This is a genomic window from Nocardiopsis sp. iso_40, from assembly GCF_056173285.1.
Genome location: NZ_CM149666.1, coordinates 886,672 through 902,330 on the forward strand (window position 1 = coordinate 886,672; position 15,659 = coordinate 902,330).

The 15,659-nt window shown below is 69.1% G+C and carries 16 protein-coding genes; 9 read left to right on the plus strand and 7 right to left on the minus strand.

Annotation, left to right across the window (positions count from 1 at the left end):
• Positions 1–68: 68 nt before the first annotated feature.
• Positions 69–323 carry a DUF397 domain-containing protein gene (locus AC0VYD_RS03870; RefSeq protein WP_475478624.1) on the minus strand — a complete coding sequence of 85 codons (255 nt, stop codon included), beginning with the start codon at positions 321–323 and terminating at the stop codon, positions 69–71.
• The gene (locus AC0VYD_RS03875) at positions 320–1,093 is read right to left on the minus strand and encodes a helix-turn-helix domain-containing protein (protein ID WP_475478625.1); all 774 of its coding nucleotides are present in this window, start codon (positions 1,091–1,093) and stop codon (positions 320–322) included. Before AC0VYD_RS03875 ends, AC0VYD_RS03870 begins: the two co-directional genes overlap by 4 nt.
• A gap of 97 nt (positions 1,094–1,190) precedes the next feature.
• Between AC0VYD_RS03875 and AC0VYD_RS03880 the strand changes: the two genes are divergently transcribed.
• The 3 genes from AC0VYD_RS03880 (at position 1,191) to AC0VYD_RS03890 (ending at position 3,757) form a co-directional block, all read left to right on the plus strand.
• Positions 1,191–1,541 carry a hypothetical protein gene (locus AC0VYD_RS03880; RefSeq protein ID WP_475478626.1) on the plus strand — a complete coding sequence of 117 codons (351 nt, stop codon included), beginning with the start codon at positions 1,191–1,193 and terminating at the stop codon, positions 1,539–1,541.
• Positions 1,542–1,605: 64 nt separating this feature from the next.
• Entirely contained in the window at positions 1,606–2,097 is a 492-nt protein-coding gene (locus tag AC0VYD_RS03885; protein ID WP_475478627.1) for a hypothetical protein, read from the plus strand.
• Between the two features lie 406 nt (positions 2,098–2,503).
• Positions 2,504–3,757 (plus strand): HNH endonuclease signature motif containing protein, encoded by a 1,254-nt coding sequence (locus AC0VYD_RS03890; RefSeq protein WP_475478628.1) that lies wholly within the window; start codon positions 2,504–2,506, stop codon positions 3,755–3,757.
• Positions 3,758–4,137: 380 nt separating this feature from the next.
• On the opposite strand, the gene AC0VYD_RS03895 is transcribed toward AC0VYD_RS03890, so the two are convergent.
• From AC0VYD_RS03895 to AC0VYD_RS03910, 4 genes are all read right to left on the minus strand, one after another.
• On the minus strand, positions 4,138–5,112 hold the full coding sequence (locus AC0VYD_RS03895; protein ID WP_475478629.1) for a GDSL-type esterase/lipase family protein: 975 nt from the start codon (positions 5,110–5,112) through the stop codon (positions 4,138–4,140).
• A gap of 99 nt (positions 5,113–5,211) precedes the next feature.
• Positions 5,212–5,721, minus strand: coding sequence for a MarR family winged helix-turn-helix transcriptional regulator (locus AC0VYD_RS03900; protein WP_475478630.1), 510 nt, complete (start codon positions 5,719–5,721; stop codon positions 5,212–5,214).
• Between the two features lie 112 nt (positions 5,722–5,833).
• Entirely contained in the window at positions 5,834–6,490 is a 657-nt protein-coding gene (locus tag AC0VYD_RS03905) for a TetR family transcriptional regulator (RefSeq protein ID WP_475478631.1), read from the minus strand.
• Positions 6,491–6,503: 13 nt separating this feature from the next.
• The gene (locus AC0VYD_RS03910) at positions 6,504–7,481 is read right to left on the minus strand and encodes a fatty acid desaturase (protein ID WP_473036641.1); all 978 of its coding nucleotides are present in this window, start codon (positions 7,479–7,481) and stop codon (positions 6,504–6,506) included.
• A gap of 470 nt (positions 7,482–7,951) precedes the next feature.
• On the opposite strand from AC0VYD_RS03910, the gene glmU reads away from it, so the two are divergent.
• The 4 genes from glmU (at position 7,952) to pth (ending at position 12,160) form a co-directional block, all read left to right on the plus strand.
• The gene (gene glmU, locus AC0VYD_RS03915; RefSeq protein WP_475478632.1) at positions 7,952–9,418 is read left to right on the plus strand and encodes a bifunctional UDP-N-acetylglucosamine diphosphorylase/glucosamine-1-phosphate N-acetyltransferase GlmU; all 1,467 of its coding nucleotides are present in this window, start codon (positions 7,952–7,954) and stop codon (positions 9,416–9,418) included.
• 17 nt (positions 9,419–9,435) lie between these two features.
• Positions 9,436–10,404, plus strand: a complete 969-nt coding sequence (locus tag AC0VYD_RS03920; RefSeq protein ID WP_475478633.1) for a ribose-phosphate diphosphokinase — start codon at positions 9,436–9,438, stop codon at positions 10,402–10,404.
• A 389-nt stretch (positions 10,405–10,793) separates the two neighbouring features.
• Entirely contained in the window at positions 10,794–11,390 is a 597-nt protein-coding gene (locus tag AC0VYD_RS03925; RefSeq protein ID WP_475478634.1) for a 50S ribosomal protein L25/general stress protein Ctc, read from the plus strand.
• Positions 11,391–11,524: 134 nt separating this feature from the next.
• Positions 11,525–12,160, plus strand: a complete 636-nt coding sequence (gene pth, locus AC0VYD_RS03930) for an aminoacyl-tRNA hydrolase (RefSeq protein WP_475478635.1) — start codon at positions 11,525–11,527, stop codon at positions 12,158–12,160.
• 25 nt (positions 12,161–12,185) lie between these two features.
• Here pth and AC0VYD_RS03935 read toward each other — a convergent pair whose 3' ends face one another.
• Positions 12,186–12,737: a TetR/AcrR family transcriptional regulator gene (locus AC0VYD_RS03935; RefSeq protein ID WP_475478636.1), complete on the minus strand. Its 552-nt coding sequence runs from the start codon at positions 12,735–12,737 to the stop codon at positions 12,186–12,188.
• Positions 12,738–12,814: 77 nt separating this feature from the next.
• Here AC0VYD_RS03935 and AC0VYD_RS03940 point away from each other — a divergent pair, with 77 nt between their 5' ends.
• On the plus strand, positions 12,815–13,780 hold the full coding sequence (locus tag AC0VYD_RS03940; RefSeq protein WP_475478637.1) for a DsbA family oxidoreductase: 966 nt from the start codon (positions 12,815–12,817) through the stop codon (positions 13,778–13,780).
• Between the two features lie 334 nt (positions 13,781–14,114).
• The gene (locus AC0VYD_RS03945; protein ID WP_475478638.1) at positions 14,115–15,659 is read left to right on the plus strand and encodes a sugar transferase; all 1,545 of its coding nucleotides are present in this window, start codon (positions 14,115–14,117) and stop codon (positions 15,657–15,659) included.

A 15,659-nucleotide genomic window follows, 5' to 3' on the forward strand; every position in this document is an offset into this window, starting at 1 on the left:
TGGGTTGGGGCCGTCGTCCCTCGGAACCCGGCGGGGAGGGGCGGAAGGGCCGGGGGAGGGGCAGGGGATTAGCGGGCCAGGAGGGAGAGCAGGCGTTCGGCGTCGAACTCGCCGTCCTTGGCTCCGGCGACGAAGGCGTCCCACTCGGCACGGGTGAAGACCAGCGGGGCGGCGTCGGGGTTCTTGGAGTCACGGAGGACGAAGGCCGTGTCTCCCGTGTCCTTGTTCTCTGCCGCGACCTGGTTCCCCGGAACGGCCGCCACCTCGACACAGTTGCCACCTGAGGACGAGTAGGACGACTTGTGGAACTCTCGATTGCTCACAGTAGCTTTTCCAATGCTTTTCGCGACTGACCAACGGGGAGTGCAGCGCCCAGCGCTTGCTTCACCAGACCTTGCAACCGCATGTATCCGGAGGGGTCTTCGTAGATGACGTTACCGTCTACGTGGTCGCTGGAGACTGCGATTCCTCCGTCATACATGTGGAAGACCAGCAGCATGGAGGTCACCCCCAGCAGTAGGGACCCGGTCGGGACCAGGTGCACTCGTACCCGCCCCGTGTCGATCAACCCCAGCAGATGGTGTGCCTGCTCGACCCGAACCTCCGCGGGAACCAGCGTCAGAGCCGTTTCCGGAAACACCGCGACGACCTTCGGATCATTCGCCTTGCGTAGTTTCTCGTAGCGTCCACAGCGCAGGGAAACCAGCTTTTCCAGGTTCGCCCCGGCCTCGCCCATCAGGGATTCCTCGAAGATCAACCGTGCGTAGGAGGGGGATTGCAGAAGGCCGGGGATCAGCAGCGGGCTGATCAGTTCGATGACTTGTGTGAGCTCCTCCAGTTTCCCCAGGTCTCTCATGTAGGCGGGAATCTCCCGGCCCTCGCGGTCATCCGCCCATGCTTTGAGCAATGAACCGTGTGCGCCCGCCGCGTCATCCAGCAGACGGACGTTGTCACGCTTCGGAGTTGATACGCCTGCTTCCCATCTGGATACGGAAGCTGAGGACGTTCCCGCACGTGCTGCGAGCTGCCGTTGTGTCAGCCCTGCCAGTTCGCGCACTTTCACCAGATTTGCCGGAAACCGTGCTCCATCCATGTTGCAAGAATACTCAGAGTGCTTCTGTTATTACCCTGTCCTTGCGGGAAGAGTTATCTCTCTGGCGTATCAGGGCGGTGGCGTCGAGCCTGGGTGCATGGACGTTTTCGAACAGCGGCAGACGCAGACCACCCGGACCACTCAGAGCCAGAACACCGACCCTCGGGCGGAGGTCCTGCACGCCTTCCGTGAGATGCGGGGGCTGACCTTCACCGTGGAGTGGCGGCGCTTCCCCTGGACCCGGGGCGCTGACCTCGAACGCGCCCTGGTCGGCCCCGCCTACCTGGGCAACGTCGCCCTGGGGCTGAAGGACCGCAGCCACTGGGCCTACCAGTCCCGGGACGGCCGTACCTGGCGCTACGTCCCCCGGGCCCAGATCCGCCGCCTGGCGCACGAGGTGGTCGAGGAGTTCGCCGGGTTCGTCCCGCCCCTGCCCCGCAGGCCCTGACAACCGAAGCGGCCCGGCGGTGCTGTAACACCCCGGGCCCGGACAAGTGAAGGAAGCACTTGCCATGACGTACGTTACCGCCGCTTTGTGCACCCTGGTGCGTCTTTTGCGACCCTGTGGCGGGCTGCACGCCGACCCCTCCGGCTACCTGCGCACCCTGGCCGCCGAGTACCGGCGCCGATCCCGCCGGGTCCGCCGCTACACCCTGCCCGAGTACGACAAAGTCCCGCCCAGCAGCACCGACACCCGTGCTTCGGAACCGGCTCCGAACCAGGTCGGCCCGTTCATCCCCCAGCCCCGACGTCCGGTCGACAGCCGCACCCCGGCCCCGGGCACGAACACCCCGGCGCCCCCGCACCCGACCGGGCACCTGTCCCCGCCTCCGGCACTGCTGCCGACTTTCCGTGTTCGTACCGGTGTAGGCGCCGATGCTGTGCCCGTCGCCGTACAGACCGACCTGGTGCGTACCTACTACCGGGAGCACGAACAGCGGGCTCGCGCCGCCCGGGGCCGGGTCGGTCAGGGTTTGGGGGTTTCCCCGTTTCCTGCCGCGTGATGGTGGCCGTCTTTCGCTTCGCGCGTCAAGGTCGTACGTCCTCGCTTCGCTCCGGGCGCTCCACCTTGACCCGCTTCGCTGCGACGGCGGATGGGCGGCTGTCAGGAAACGGGGGGCGTGTGGTCGGGGCGGGAGCGACGGCCCCGCAAGGGGCCCAACCACAACCAACAACCCAGCATGACAGGAATGGAGTTGAGCGCAGACTCCTGGGGTTTGCCTAGCATGTTATTGCGGCTTTCCCTGGGTTATCCACAGGGTTGCTATGGTCCATTTCAAGGACGGGCGGTGACAATAATAAGACTTCCCGGATATAGGCGCCCGGCGGAGAGTTTCCTACTATTGAATTATGACCTTTTCTTTTGCGGCGCCCACGTCGAACACCGGGTCCACCCCGGTGGACGCGGCGGTGCGCGCTGCCCGGGAACAGGTCACCGCCTTCTTCGCCAAGGATCTCGCCCCCGGGTGCGCGGGTGAGGTCCTGGGCCAGGCGACCCGGGTCTGGGAGGAGCTGGACCGGCTCAAACACCAGATGGTCGCGGCCCTGGCCCGTATCGAGGCCAGCGGGCAGCTCCTGGACCAGGGCGGCCACCGGGACTTGGCCAAGTGGTTGCGCCACTCCTTCGCGATATCCGTCGCCCAGGCCGGCGAACTGGCCTCCGTGGGGCGTGCGGATGCCCGCAATTCGATGCCGGACACCATCAAGGCACTGGAATCCGGAACACTTTCCTTCGGAGAGTCCGCCGCCATCGTCAAGAGCGTGGAACGAGCGGTGGAGAAAAGGGATGCCCGGGACAACGAAGACCCGGAGCTGTTTCGGGCGAAGATGGAATCCGGACTGCTCTCCTTCAAGGAAATGCGTCCGAACACCTCGGTCTCCGGGATCGGCCGGGCCGCCCACCAGCTCAGCGCCCGGTTGAACCCGAACCGGGCCGAACACGACCACGAGGCCGCCCACGCCGAACGGGGCGCGAAGCTGACCAGGACCTTCGGCGGGAGCTTCCTGTTCCAGGCCTGGGGGTCGGCCGCCGACGCACTGCGGTTGGAGGCGGCGCTGGAGGGCTACGCCAACCCCTACAGCGCCGAGGACGGCCTTTCCCGGTCCCAGCGCACCTATGACGCGTTCTGCAACGCGGTGGGGTTCGCTCAGTCCCACCAGAAGTGCGAGAAGCCCACCACGGCTGCGGCGGTCATCAACATCCTCGTCCCCGCCACCACCCTGGCCGGCCTGGACGGGGACGACCCGGCCACCACCCAGGACGGGCAGGTGGTGCCGACCAGTGCCGTGCGCGAACTCCTCACCGACTCCCTGGTCCGCCACCTGATGGTGGAACAGAACAACGGTGCGGTGCTGGACGTGGGCCATGAGTACCGGGTCGCCACCCCCCGGATTCGGGCGGCCGCCTTCCTGGGGCACACCACCTGCGCTTGGCAGCACGGGTGCGACGTGCCTCTGAAATGGACACAGGCCGACCACATCGTGGAGTGGTGGCAGGGCGGAACGACCAGCGCCGACAACATCCAGCCCCTGTGCTCGACCCACAACCGGCTCAAACACCGGTGGGGACTGCGCCGGGACAAGAAGAGGTGGGCCGGGCGGACCCGGGGACGTCCGGGACACCCACCAGGACCACCATTCCAGGCATCACCACTGCGTGAATGACCCCGAAGGACCAGACCCCCACCCCCGCATGCCCGTTCCGCCGGAACCCGGCGCCCTGGGCCCACCTCCACTGCCCCTGCCGCCGTTCCTATCGCTGTCGTGCTGGGTTGTTGGTTGTGGTTGGGCCCCTTGCGGGGCCGTCGCTCCCGCCTCGACCACACGCCCCCCGTTTCCTGACAGCCGCTCATCCGCCGTCGCAGCGAAGCGGGTCAAGGTGGAGCGCCCGGAGCGAAGCGAGGACGTACGACCTTGACGCGCGAAGCGAAAGACGGCCACCATCACGCGGCAGGAAACGGGGAAACCCCCAAACCCTGACCGACCCGGCCCCGGGCGGACTCCGGTCGGCGTCCAACCGGGGCCTGAGCAGTGCCGGACCGGGGCTAGCGGACCTGTTCCTCGAAGACCCCGGCGATCGCCTGGGCTCCGGCCAGGTTGGTGTGGATGTCCGGGCCCCGGGTGAGGTCGCACATCCACGTCAGATCGCAGATCTGCTGGAGGTTGACGGGCATGCCCGTCTCACTGTCCGCGGGGACCTCGGTGTCGGTGCCGTCGAAGACGGTGTCCACGTCGGCCACGTCGATCCCGGCCGCCTGGTAGGAGCTGGTCAGCGACTCGTTCACCTCGCCCAGGATCTCGACGGTCCGGGCGGCCAGGTCCTCGTCCGCGTCCTCGGCGGGCTCCGGCTCCTCCCCGGATTCCCCGCTCGCCTCCGCGTCCTCGGAACCCCCGGTGTCCTCCCCGGACTCCGGCTCCTCCAGCAGCGCCAGCGCCAGGAACGGGTTGTAGTAGGTCATGCCGATGATCTGGGTCTCCGGGCCCGCGGCCTCGGTCAGCCGTTCGGCGATCACCGGGACCTCGGTCTCCAACCGTTCCAGGCCGTTCGCGACGCACTCCTCGTCCACACCGACGTCGTCGATGTCGAGTTCGGCCTCGGGGTCGCGGTCCGCGTCCACACCCTCCACGCAGTTGGTGAAGTTGTTGCCGCCGATGGTGAGGGTGACCAGTTCGACCTGGTCGCCGTGCTCCTTCAGGAACGCCTCGGCCTCGTCGAGCTGGGACCCCGCCTCGTAGCGGCTGTCACAGTTGGCGATACCGCCCTCGACGAAGGTCGTGGTGTCCTCGCCGCCGCAGCCCATGCGCTCGTGCTGGAGCGTGGAGTCGGCGTCCTTCAGCGAGCGGTACAGGACGTCCGTGTACCCCTCGGAGGTCTCCTCGGGCTGTCCCTCGGGACCGGGCTGCACACCCACCGTCAGGGAGTCCCCCAGGGACAGGTAGAAGCTCTGCGCCGTGGCCGGTTCCTCCTCGCCCCCTGCGGAGCAGCCCGCCACCACAACGGCCGCGGCGACCGCGGCCATCCATCGGATTCTCAAAGTGCTCTCCAACCAAGGCCCATACTGGAAATGTCGCGCGCCCAGAGGCGGGTTCCCGGTGAGCAGACGGATACCGCCGAGTAACTACCCTTGCTGACCCGAGGGCGCCCTGTCGAGGGGGGCCAGGAGGCGTCTCAGTAACGATGCCAGCTGTTCGCGCTCGGCGGTCGGCATGGGAGCCAGGAGGGTCTCCTCGTAGCTGAGGAGCGAGGCCAGCGCGGCGTCGATCCGCTCGGCCCCCCTGTTGGTCAGCCGGACCAGGACCCCGCGCTTGTCGGCGGGATCGGGGCGGCGGCGGACGAGCTCGGCGGCGGCCAGCCGGTCCACCCGGTTGGTCATGGTTCCCGAGGTCACCAGGGTGGCCCGCAGCAGGCGTCCGGGGCTCAGCTCGTAGGGCGGACCGGACCGCCGCAGCTCGGCGAGCACGTCGAACTCCCAGGGCTCCAGTTCGTGCTCGGTGAAGACGGTGCGCCGGGCACGGTCCAGGTGGCGGGCGAGCCGGGAAACCCGGCTGAACACCTCAAGGGGTGTCACGTCCACGTCCGGCCGCTCGGAGCGCCACGCCTCGATCAGCCCATCCACCTCATCGCGCATGGCACCAGCATATCTCTTGACATCAAGATAGTGGGGCGGGTATGCGTCGCACACCCGCCCCACCGGTGCCGGGGGTGGCGCCCCCCGCGGCGTTGCCGCACCGGAAAACCGGTCAGCCGGAGCGCCTCCGGCGCGTCTGCAGCCTCGGCTTGGCCTCCAGCGAGGAGAGGCCGTTCCAGGCCAGGTTGACCAGGTGGGCCGCGACCACCTCGCGCTTGGGCTTGCGCACCTCCAGCCACCACTGGCCGGTCAGTGCCCACATACCCACCAGGGCCTGCGCGTACATGGGGGCGAGTGCCGGGTCGTAACCCCGTTCGGCGAACTCGTCGGCCATGATGTGCTCGACCTGGCTGGCGATGTCGTTGATCAGGCTGGCGAAACTCCCGGTGCCGGAGGCGACGTGCGAGTCACGGGTGAGCACCCGGAAACCGACACTGTCCTCCTCCACGTAACGCAGCAGGCCCAGGGCTGCCTTCTCGATCCTGTTCCGTGCGTGGTCGGAGGTGAGGGCCTCGCCCATCATGTCCAGGAGCGTGCGCATCTCCCGGTCCACGACGACGGCGTAGATGCCCTCCTTGCCACCGAAGTGCTCGTACACCACGGGCTTGGACACACCAGCCCGCGCGGCGATCTCCTCGACGGAGGTCGCGTCGAAGCCTCGTTCGGCGAACAGCTCCCGGCCGATCTCCAACAGCTGCTGTCGTCGCTCTCTGCCCGTCATGCGCTTGCGGCGCACACGGGGCCTCTGCTCGCTGTCGGCTACTCCCATATGGATTCTGATCCTAGACCTTGACCCGCTTGGCGGCGAGTCGTTTGTTGTTGGGCCAGCGGACCTTGGTGGCCCAGCCGAACTTCTCGAACGCCCAGATGACACGGGCGGAGATGTCGATCTGGCCCTTGAACACACCGTGGCGGGCGCACGTCGGGTCGGCGTGGTGCAGATTGTGCCAGGACTCCCCGAAGGAGGGGATGGCCAGCCACCACACGTTGCGGGAGCGGTCGCGCACCTCGAAGTTCTCCTCGCCGATGGTGTGGCAGATGGAGTTGATCGACCAGGTCACGTGGTGCAGCAGTGCGACGCGCACCAGGCTCGCCCAGAAGAACGCGGTGACCGCGCCCCACCAGGACATGGTGACCAGGCCGCCGATGGCGGCGGGGGCGAACAGGGAGAAGAGCACGATCGGCAGGAAGAGCTTGTCGACGAGGACGACGTCCTTGTCCTTGAGCAGGTCGGGGGTGAAGCGGCGCGGCGAGGTCTTCTTGTCGTCCAGGTACATCCAGGCCATGTGCGCGTAGTACAGGCCCTTGGCCACGGACTTCCAGTCGTCGCCGAAGCGCCACGGCGAGTGCGGGTCGCCCTCGGCGTCGGCGTACTTGTGGTGGCGGCGGTGGTCGGCCACCCATTTGATGACACTGCCCTCGATGGCCATGCTGCCCGCGACGGCCAGCGCGATCCGCAGCGGCCGGTTGGCCCTGAAGGAGCCGTGGGTGAAGTGGCGGTGGAAGCCGACCGTGATGCCCAGGCCGCTGATCAGGTAGAAGACCGTCGCGATGGCGATGTCGGTCAGCGACAGTCCCCAGCCCCAGAAGAACGGCACCGAAGCGACCAGCGCGATCAGCGGGACGAACACGAAGGCGAAGACGGTGTAGCGCTCGGCCTTGCCCCGCAGTTCGGGTTCGTACTCGGGGTTGGCCTCGCGCTTCGGCGCGCCGGGGTCGGTCAGGGCGCTTTCGGTCGGCACCTCAGGGGCTGCGGTCATGGTCTTGCACACCTCGTTATGGAGAACGTCGTCACAGGTCAGGACGGCGTCAAAAGCGCGCAGAGCACCCGCTGGGACGGCCCAACCTATTCCTACGTAACCGTAACCTACGAACCCGTAGGTTTGGCAAGCCCCCGGGGGGAGGCGCTATGTTGGTGGCGAGCGTTCGGACGACACGTCCGCAGCGTTCCCGGATGATGTAATGGCAGCATCTGGGGTTTTGGTCCCCATCGTCCAGGTTCGAGTCCTGGTCCGGGAGCAACTCCGCCGCCGGGGCGCCCCGCGCGCCCGGGCGCGCCGCGCGATCCTCCTCGCCGCGCTCCCACACGGCTGATGGACGCCCGTGACGCGCATGTATCCTTCCCATGTCGGCCGCTGGTCATCCGACGGCCGCCCGCGCGGCATGCGGGTCGCGCCGCCGCAGGGTGAGCCGACGTTCATATGCCAGCTATCACGAGGGGTCTCCTCCAGTGAGCGTGAACCGTCCGGCTGCCGTGATCATTCTCGCGGCGGGTGAGGGCACCCGAATGAAGTCGAAACTTCCGAAGGTCCTTCACGAACTCAACGGCCGCAGCATGCTCGGCCACGTGCTCCACGCATCCCGCGAACTCGATCCCCGAAGCACGGTCGTGGTCGTCGGCCACGCCCGTGACCAGGTGCGATCCCATCTGGAAGAGGTCGCCCCGGAGGCGACCACCGCGGTCCAGGAAGAGCAGAACGGCACCGGTCACGCCGTGCGCATGGCGGTCGAGGACCTCGCCGCCAGGGGCACCGAACTCTCCGGAACCGTCGTCCTCACCTGCGGCGACACGCCCCTGCTGCGCGGTGCGACGCTCGCCTCGCTCGTCGCGGAGCACGAGAAGGAGGGCAACGCGGTCACCGTGCTGTCTGCCCGTGTCCCCGACCCGCACGGCTACGGGCGCATCGTCCGCGACGCCGACGGGAGCTTCACCGAGATCGTCGAACACGCCGACGCCACGCCCGAGCAGCACGGCGTCGACGAGATCAACTCCGGGATGTACGCCTTCGACGGCGCACTCCTGAGCCAGGTCGTCCAGCGCCTGTCCACCGACAACGCCAAGGGTGAGGAGTACATCACCGACGCCGTCGCCCTGCTCCGCGGCGACGGGCACCGGGTCGACGCCTGGAGCGCTCAGGACTGGAACGAGGTCCAGGGCGTCAACAACCGGGTCCAGCTCGCCGAGGCCCGGCGCGTCCTCAACGACAGGCTCCTCACCGAACACATGCTCTCCGGTGTCACGATCGTCGACCCCGCCACGACCTGGGTGGACGCCCGGGTGCACATCGGCGCGGACACCGTGCTCCACCCGAACTGCCGCCTCCACGGCACCACCAGGATCGGCGAGGACGCCGAGGTCGGCCCCGGCGCCGACCTGCGCGACACCCTCGTCGGCGACGGCGCGAAGGTCCGCGAGACCACCGCGGACCGGGCCGAGATCGGCCCCGGGGCGGCCGTCGGCCCCTACACCTACCTCCGGCCGGGCACCCGCCTGGCCGAACGGACCAAGGCCGGCGCCTTCGTCGAGGTCAAGAACTCGAACGTCGGCACCGCGTCCAAGATCCCGCACCTGACCTACGTCGGGGACGCGGACATCGGCGTGGGCAGCAACATCGGCTGCTCCTCGGTGTTCGTCAACTACGACGGGGTCACCAAGTCCCGGAGCACGATCGGCGACCACGTCCGCATCGGCAGCGACAACACGATCGTCGCTCCCGTGCACGTCGGCGACGGTTCCTACTCCGGGGCCGGGACCGTGGTCCGTGACGACGTCCCTCCGGGCGCCCTGGCGATCTCCGAGGGGCACCGGCAGCGTAACGTCGAGGGCTGGACGCAGCGCAAGCGTCCGGGAACTCCGTCCGCCGAGGCGGCGGAGCAGGCGGAGCGGCACAGAGCCGACGACGCGAACAAGCAGTGACTGTGGGGGAGAAACACGTGACCGGCATGAAGGCCACCGGCCAGAAACAACTGATGCTTTTCTCGGGGCGCACGCACCCCGCACTGGCCGAGGAGGTCGCGAAGGAGCTGGGGATCGAGGTGGTCCCCACCCGGTTCGACACCTTCGCCAACGGCGAGATCTTCATGCGGTACCTGGAGTCCGTGCGCGGCAGTGACGCGTTCGTCATCCAGAGCCACGCCGACCCGGTCAACGAGTCGATCATGGAGCAGCTCATCATGGTGGACGCGCTCAAGCGCGCCTCCGCCAAGAGGATCACCGTGGTCACTCCGATCCTGGGCTACGCCCGCCAGGACAAGAAGCACCGGGGCCGCGAGCCCATCTCCTCCCGCCTGGTGACCGACCTGTTCCGGACCGCCGGCGCGGACCGGATGATGGCGGTCGACCTGCACACCGACCAGATCCAGGGCTTCTTCGACGGCCCGGTGGACCACCTGTTCGCGCTGCCGATCCTGGCCGACCACGTCGCCGGCCAGGTCGAGCACTCCGAGATCACCGTGGTCTCCCCGGACGCCGGCCGGGTGCGCACCGCGGACCGCTGGGCGGACCGCCTGGGCGCGCCCCTGGCGATCATCCACAAGCGCCGCGACCCGGACGTCGCCAACCAGGTGAAGGTCCACGAGGTCGTCGGTGAGGTCAAGGGCCGGGTCTGCGTCCTGGTCGACGACATGATCGACACCGGCGGCACCATCGTGAAGGCCTCCGAGGCCCTCTTCGAGCAGGGCGCGAAGAAGGTCATCGTCGCCGCCACGCACGGTGTGCTGTCGGGTCCCGCGGCCGAGCGCCTGCAGAACTCGCGCATCTCCGAGGTGGTCATCACCAACACGCTGCCCGTCCCCCAGGAGCGCTCCTTCGACAAGCTCACGCAGCTTTCGATCGCGCCGCTGGTCGCCCGCGCGATCAGTGAGGTCTTCACCGACGGCTCCGTCACCAGCCTGTTCGAGTAGGACCCGCCGCCTACGGGATCCGGCCGCGCCGGATCCCGGCCGGGCCGCCCCGGCACCGGACTCCGTGCCCGCCGGCGGGACCCGCTCGGGTCCCGCCGGTAGGGCATGTACGGAGTCGTCATCAGAGCCAGTAGACTTGGCCGAGTGTCCCCGTGCCCGGGTGGATTCCTGCGTGTCTCCGCCTGGAAACAACGCGGGCAGGGGTGCGCGACGAGCGTTCCCGGGCCGGACGGGTCCGGTGGCGGCTCGCCGGGCACGCCTGGAACCAGGGCGGTTGCGTCCCCTGCAAGCTGGGTGACCCCGCCGCTTTCCCCGCCCAGGGCGGGAATCGTTCGTACTACTGGAGTCGTGTTCCCCGTACTGCGGGGTTGAACCCGAGGAGTTTTGTCGTGTCCGAGGTACGTATCGCTGCCGAGCCCCGCACGGAATTCGGCAAGGGCGCCTCCCGTCGCGCCCGCCGCGCGGGTAAGGTGCCGGCCGTCCTCTACGGCCACGGCACCGAGCCCCGCCACCTGAACCTGCCGGGCCACGATCTCATGCTCGCCCTGAAGACCCCGAACGTCCTGATTCGTCTCGACGGCCTGGACAAGGACAACCTTGCCCTGCCCAAGAGCGTGCAGCGCGACGCCATCAAGGGCTTCCTGGAGCACGTCGACCTGCTCGTCGTCTCCAAGGGTGAGAAGGTCGAGGTCGAGATCAACGTCTCCCTCACCGGTGAGGTCAAGGCTCCCGGCGTGCTCAACCAGGAGCTCGTCACCGTGACCGTCGAGGCTGAGGCCACCCACATCCCCGAGCGTGTCGAGTTCGACGTCGAGGGCCTGGAGGTCGGCGCCAACCCGACCGCCGCCGACCTGAAGCTGCCCGCGGGCGTTTCCCTGGTCACCGACCCCGAGTCGATCCTGCTCACCGTCTCCGCGCCGCGCGTGGAGGAGGAGCCGGAGACCAGCGGCGAGGCCGCCGAGGCCACCGAGGCCGCCGCCGAGTAGGTCTGTTCGGCCGAACACGACCTGGCGGTGCGCACACCACGCGCCTGACGACCGAACGCGCGGTCCCCGGATGACGGGGACCGCGCGTTCGGCGTTTTCGGGGGTGCCCCCGCGGGTCGGTAGTGTCGGTCGGCATGTGGAACTTGTTGGGCAGGTTGGGAATCCGGAAGAGCAGGGACGGCGAGGACATGGCTGAGGCTGAGCGCTGGCTGGTCGTGGGGTTGGGCAACCCGGGCCCCAAGTACGCGGGCAACCGGCACAACGCCGGGTTCATGGTGGTGGACGCCATCGCCGCGGACAAGGGTGAGCGGTGGAAGGCGCACAAGGCGCACGCCGAGGTCGTCCAGACCCGGATCGACGGTGTTTCGGTGGTGCTGGCTAAGCCGCGCACCTTCATGAACCTGTCCGGGGGGCCGATCGCCGGCCTGGCGAAGTTCTACCGGGTCCCGGCGGAGCGGGTCGTCGTCGTGCACGACGAGTTGGACATCGACTTCGGGGCCCTGCGGCTCAAGAAGGGCGGCGGCTCCGGCGGCCACAACGGGCTGAAGTCGACCACCGCCTCCCTGGGCGGCCCCGACTACCTGCGGGTCCGCTTCGGCGTCGGCCGTCCCCCCGGCCGGATGGACGCGGCCGCCTACGTGCTGCGCGACTTCTCCTCGGTCGAGCGCTCTGAGCTGGACCTGAACGTCGAGCGGGCCGCCGACGCCGTCCGCACGATCCTGACCGAGGGCCTGGACCGGGCCCAGAACATCTTCCACACCGCCGCCTGAGCCCGGCGAGATCCCACGGGCCGAGTCAGCCCCGCAGTAGCCGCCAGGTCGCGCGGGCGTCGGCCCGGGGGCAGGATCCTTCCTCCGCGGCGGCGGCGATCACACCGACCAGAGCCCCCGCCAGATAGGCGGCGTGCAGGGAACCCGGGACGTCGTCGAACCCGGTGGGCCGGGAACCCCGGGCGAAACGGGCGGCCAGGACCTCGGTGATCCGGTCCCGCAGCAGGTTGGTGAAACGGGCGCTGCCCTGCTCGGAGAAGAGCCTCCGATAGAGGACGGCGTTCTCCGCGACGTGCGAGAACAGCTCGTTCAGGGGCTCGGGTACCCGATCGCGGGGCGCGTCCAGGGGGCACAGCTGCGCGCAGCGCGCCACCTGTGCGACCGCGCCCTCCATGGCGTCGGCGACCAGGGCCTCCAGATCGGCGTAGTGCTGGTAGACGGTGGCCCGGTTGATCTCCGCGCGCCGGGCGACGGCAGCCATCGTGACCGCGCCCAGTTCCCGTTCGGCAGCCAGGGACAGCAGGGCCGCGCGTAGCCGGTCGCGGGTGCGCTGGACCCGGGGGTCGTCGGAGTTCATGCCCGCCATCATAGGAAACACCCGCCCTCTAAACAACACTCGTTGCTTAAGCGACGGGTGTCGTTTATGTTTTCGGTATGAGGATCGAAATCTGGGCGGACGTGGTCTGCCCCTGGGCCTACATCGGAAAGCGCCGTCTGGAGCGGGTGGTCGGTGCGGAGGCCGAGGTCGTGTGGCGGCCCTACCGGATCGACCCGTCCGCGCCGGAGGCCGCGGAACCGCTGGACGAGACGCTGCGAGACCCGCACGTGGAGGAGGCGCTGCGTGCCTGCGCTCCGCATCTGACTCCTGAGCGGAACCGGGCCCGGGTGGCCGGAATCGCCGCCGAGGAGGGGCTCGGAGACCGGTGGGGTGCGGCCTGGCGGGCCAACAGCCACGATGCGCACCGGCTGCTCGCGCTCGCCGAGCAGGAGGGCGGTCCGGCGTTGCAGGACTCCGTGGCGGAGCGGGTCCTGCGCGCGCACTTCGTCGAGGCCCTGGACATCTCCGACCCGAGGGTTCTGGCCGGGGTCGCCACCGAGGCCGGGTTCGCGCGGGGGGCAGGTCTGCTGGCCGGGGGCGGCGGTCAGGAGAGGGTTCGGGAACTGTTGCTGTGGGGACGTGCCGAGGGGGTGCGCACCTCGCCGACCTTCGTCACCAACGGCACCGCTCTGTCCGGAGCTCATGAGCCGGAGGTCATCCGCGACTTCCTCGCGCAGGCGTCCGTGCGGCGGCCCGAAGTGATTCCGGAGGAGGTCGAGCGATTGCGGCACTCCGAGGCCCTCCTCGGACTGGGTGACCCGCTGGGCGCGCTCGAACTGCTCCGGCCACTGGTGGAGAGCCACCCCGCTGACCGAGGCGTCCGCCTTCTGTCGGCTCGCGCCTACTATCGTTCCGCCCAGTTGAATCGGGCGCGGCGCACTCTCGAAGGGCTGGTGGCGGAAGGTGCGGACGACGCCTACGCCCGCCTGCTGCTGGGGCGCACGCTCCAGCGCCAGGGTGAGCGGGGCGCGGCCGAGCCGCACCTGCGGCTGGCCGCCGTGATGGACCCCGCGTTGGCCTGACCCCGGCCCGGGCCCGGCCCGTCCGGAGGGCGCTCCCGGCGGGTCACGTTCCGCACAGGGTTTCGGTCCTGGAAGTTCTCGGCGGGTGCCTGTCCCTTGAGGGAGGGCCCCGCCGGTCTCAGAACAGACACATTCTCGGTGGGACCGGGACTTCTTCCCCAACAGGCCGCAACTCCGAGCGACTTTTCCACTACTTTTGGTTACTGTTCGGGGTGGCAGTACGCGTTCTGCGCCCGACGACACGCCCCGCTCACATCCTCCGCGTGAGTCCCGTGGCGCCAGGGGCGGTTACTCCTAGTGAGTACTTGAATCCGTACGCGGTCTTGGGGGACACGTGGTCACAACCAGCGGGGTGGACACCATCCAGGGGAAGCCCTCCGCACAGCAGAAGAAGCGGCCGGAGCCGCGGCGTCCGCACCGGGAGGCGAGGCCGTTCGCGCCCGCCCCGCGGCGGGGCGAGCCGAACACCGGCCCCAGGTCCGAAACATGGCTCCGCCCCTACGTCATCGGGCTGGTCGTCCTCGACCTGGCGGCCGCGTTCGCCGCGACCCTCGCCGGAACCGGGGTCCGCTTCCACGGCTCCCTGCTGGCTGACACCACCCTCCCCTACCTCCTCCTCTCCCTGGTCCTGCCGCCGGTCTGGGTCGCCTTCGTCCGGCTGGGCGGCGGCTACGAGCGGCGTTTCCTCGGGATCGGCACCGAGGAGTACCGCAGGGTCGCGGTCTCCGGGGCGGTTCTGGCCGCGACCGTCGCGATCGGCGCCTACGCCGTCAAGTTCGACCTCGCCCGCGGGTACGTGCTGGTCGCGCTACCCCTGATCGTCCTGCTCAGCCTCGGCCTGCGCTACGCGCGCCGCAAGGCGCTGCACCGGCGCCGCCGGTTGGGGGCGTGCATGAGCGGGGTCGTGGTCGTCGGCCACGGGGTGGCCGCCAGCGACCTCATCCGCCGGTTCCGCGACGAGAGCCACCACGGCATGCGGGTGGTGGGCGTGTGCCTGCCCGAGCACGAGGCCCCGACAGCCGAGGTGGAGGGCTGCCCGGTGCTGGGCACCTTCGCCGACGCCGCCGACGTCGCCGCCCTGACCGGGGCGGACACCGTAGCGGTCCTGGCCTGCCCGGAGATGGACGGCGTGGAGCTGCGCCGTCTGGCCTGGCGGCTGGAGAAGACCGGAACCGACCTGACCGTCGCCTCCGCCCTCATGGAGGTGGCCGGTCCGCGCACCACGATCCGCCCGGTGGCGGGCCTGCCCCTCCTGCACGTGGAACACCCCGAGCTCGTGGGTGCGCGCCGCCTGGTCAAGGGGGCCTTCGACCGCTGCGCCGCGGCGCTCGCCCTCATCCTGCTCTCGCCCCTCTTCCTCGTGCTGTGCGCGCTCATCCGCGCCGAGGGCGGGCCCGCCCTTTTTCGGCAGACACGCGTAGGACGGGGTGGGGTCGAGTTCACCGTGTACAAGTTCCGTACGATGGTGGTCGGGGCGGAGACCCTGAAAACGGTTCTCCAGTCCCACAACGAGCACGACGGTGTGCTGTTCAAGATGCGTCGGGACCCCAGGGTCACGCCCGTCGGGGCGTGGCTGCGCCGTTACTCGCTCGACGAGCTTCCCCAGCTCGTCAACGTGGTACGCGGGGAGATGTCGCTCGTCGGACCCAGGCCCCCGCTGCCGGAGGAGGTCGCCCAGTACGGGCACGACGTCCGACGACGGCTGGTGGTCCAACCGGGAATGACGGGCCTTTGGCAGGTCAGCGGCCGATCCGACCTTTCCTGGGAGGAATCGGTCCGCCTGGATCTGCGGTACGTGGAAAACTGGTCGCTGACGTTGGACATCCAGATCCTGTGGAAGACGTGGTCAGCGGTGATCCGTGGGGCGGGAGCATACTAG

What these genes read in the sequence shown, in the direction of transcription:
- AC0VYD_RS03885 (WP_475478627.1), top strand. Translation starts at nt 1,606, where the DNA reads ATGACGTACGTTACCGCCGCTTTGTGCACCCTGGTGCGTCTTTTGCGA.
- AC0VYD_RS03895 (WP_475478629.1), bottom strand. Translation starts at nt 5,112, where the DNA reads ATGGCCGCGGTCGCCGCGGCCGTTGTGGTGGCGGGCTGCTCCGCAGGG.
- AC0VYD_RS03940 (WP_475478637.1), top strand. Translation starts at nt 12,815, where the DNA reads ATGAGGATCGAAATCTGGGCGGACGTGGTCTGCCCCTGGGCCTACATC.
- AC0VYD_RS03880 (WP_475478626.1), top strand. Translation starts at nt 1,191, where the DNA reads ATGGACGTTTTCGAACAGCGGCAGACGCAGACCACCCGGACCACTCAG.
- AC0VYD_RS03905 (WP_475478631.1), bottom strand. Translation starts at nt 6,490, where the DNA reads ATGGGAGTAGCCGACAGCGAGCAGAGGCCCCGTGTGCGCCGCAAGCGC.
- pth (WP_475478635.1), top strand. Translation starts at nt 11,525, where the DNA reads ATGTGGAACTTGTTGGGCAGGTTGGGAATCCGGAAGAGCAGGGACGGC.
- AC0VYD_RS03910 (WP_473036641.1), bottom strand. Translation starts at nt 7,481, where the DNA reads ATGACCGCAGCCCCTGAGGTGCCGACCGAAAGCGCCCTGACCGACCCC.
- AC0VYD_RS03875 (WP_475478625.1), bottom strand. Translation starts at nt 1,093, where the DNA reads ATGGATGGAGCACGGTTTCCGGCAAATCTGGTGAAAGTGCGCGAACTG.
- AC0VYD_RS03900 (WP_475478630.1), bottom strand. Translation starts at nt 5,721, where the DNA reads ATGCGCGATGAGGTGGATGGGCTGATCGAGGCGTGGCGCTCCGAGCGG.
- AC0VYD_RS03935 (WP_475478636.1), bottom strand. Translation starts at nt 12,737, where the DNA reads ATGAACTCCGACGACCCCCGGGTCCAGCGCACCCGCGACCGGCTACGC.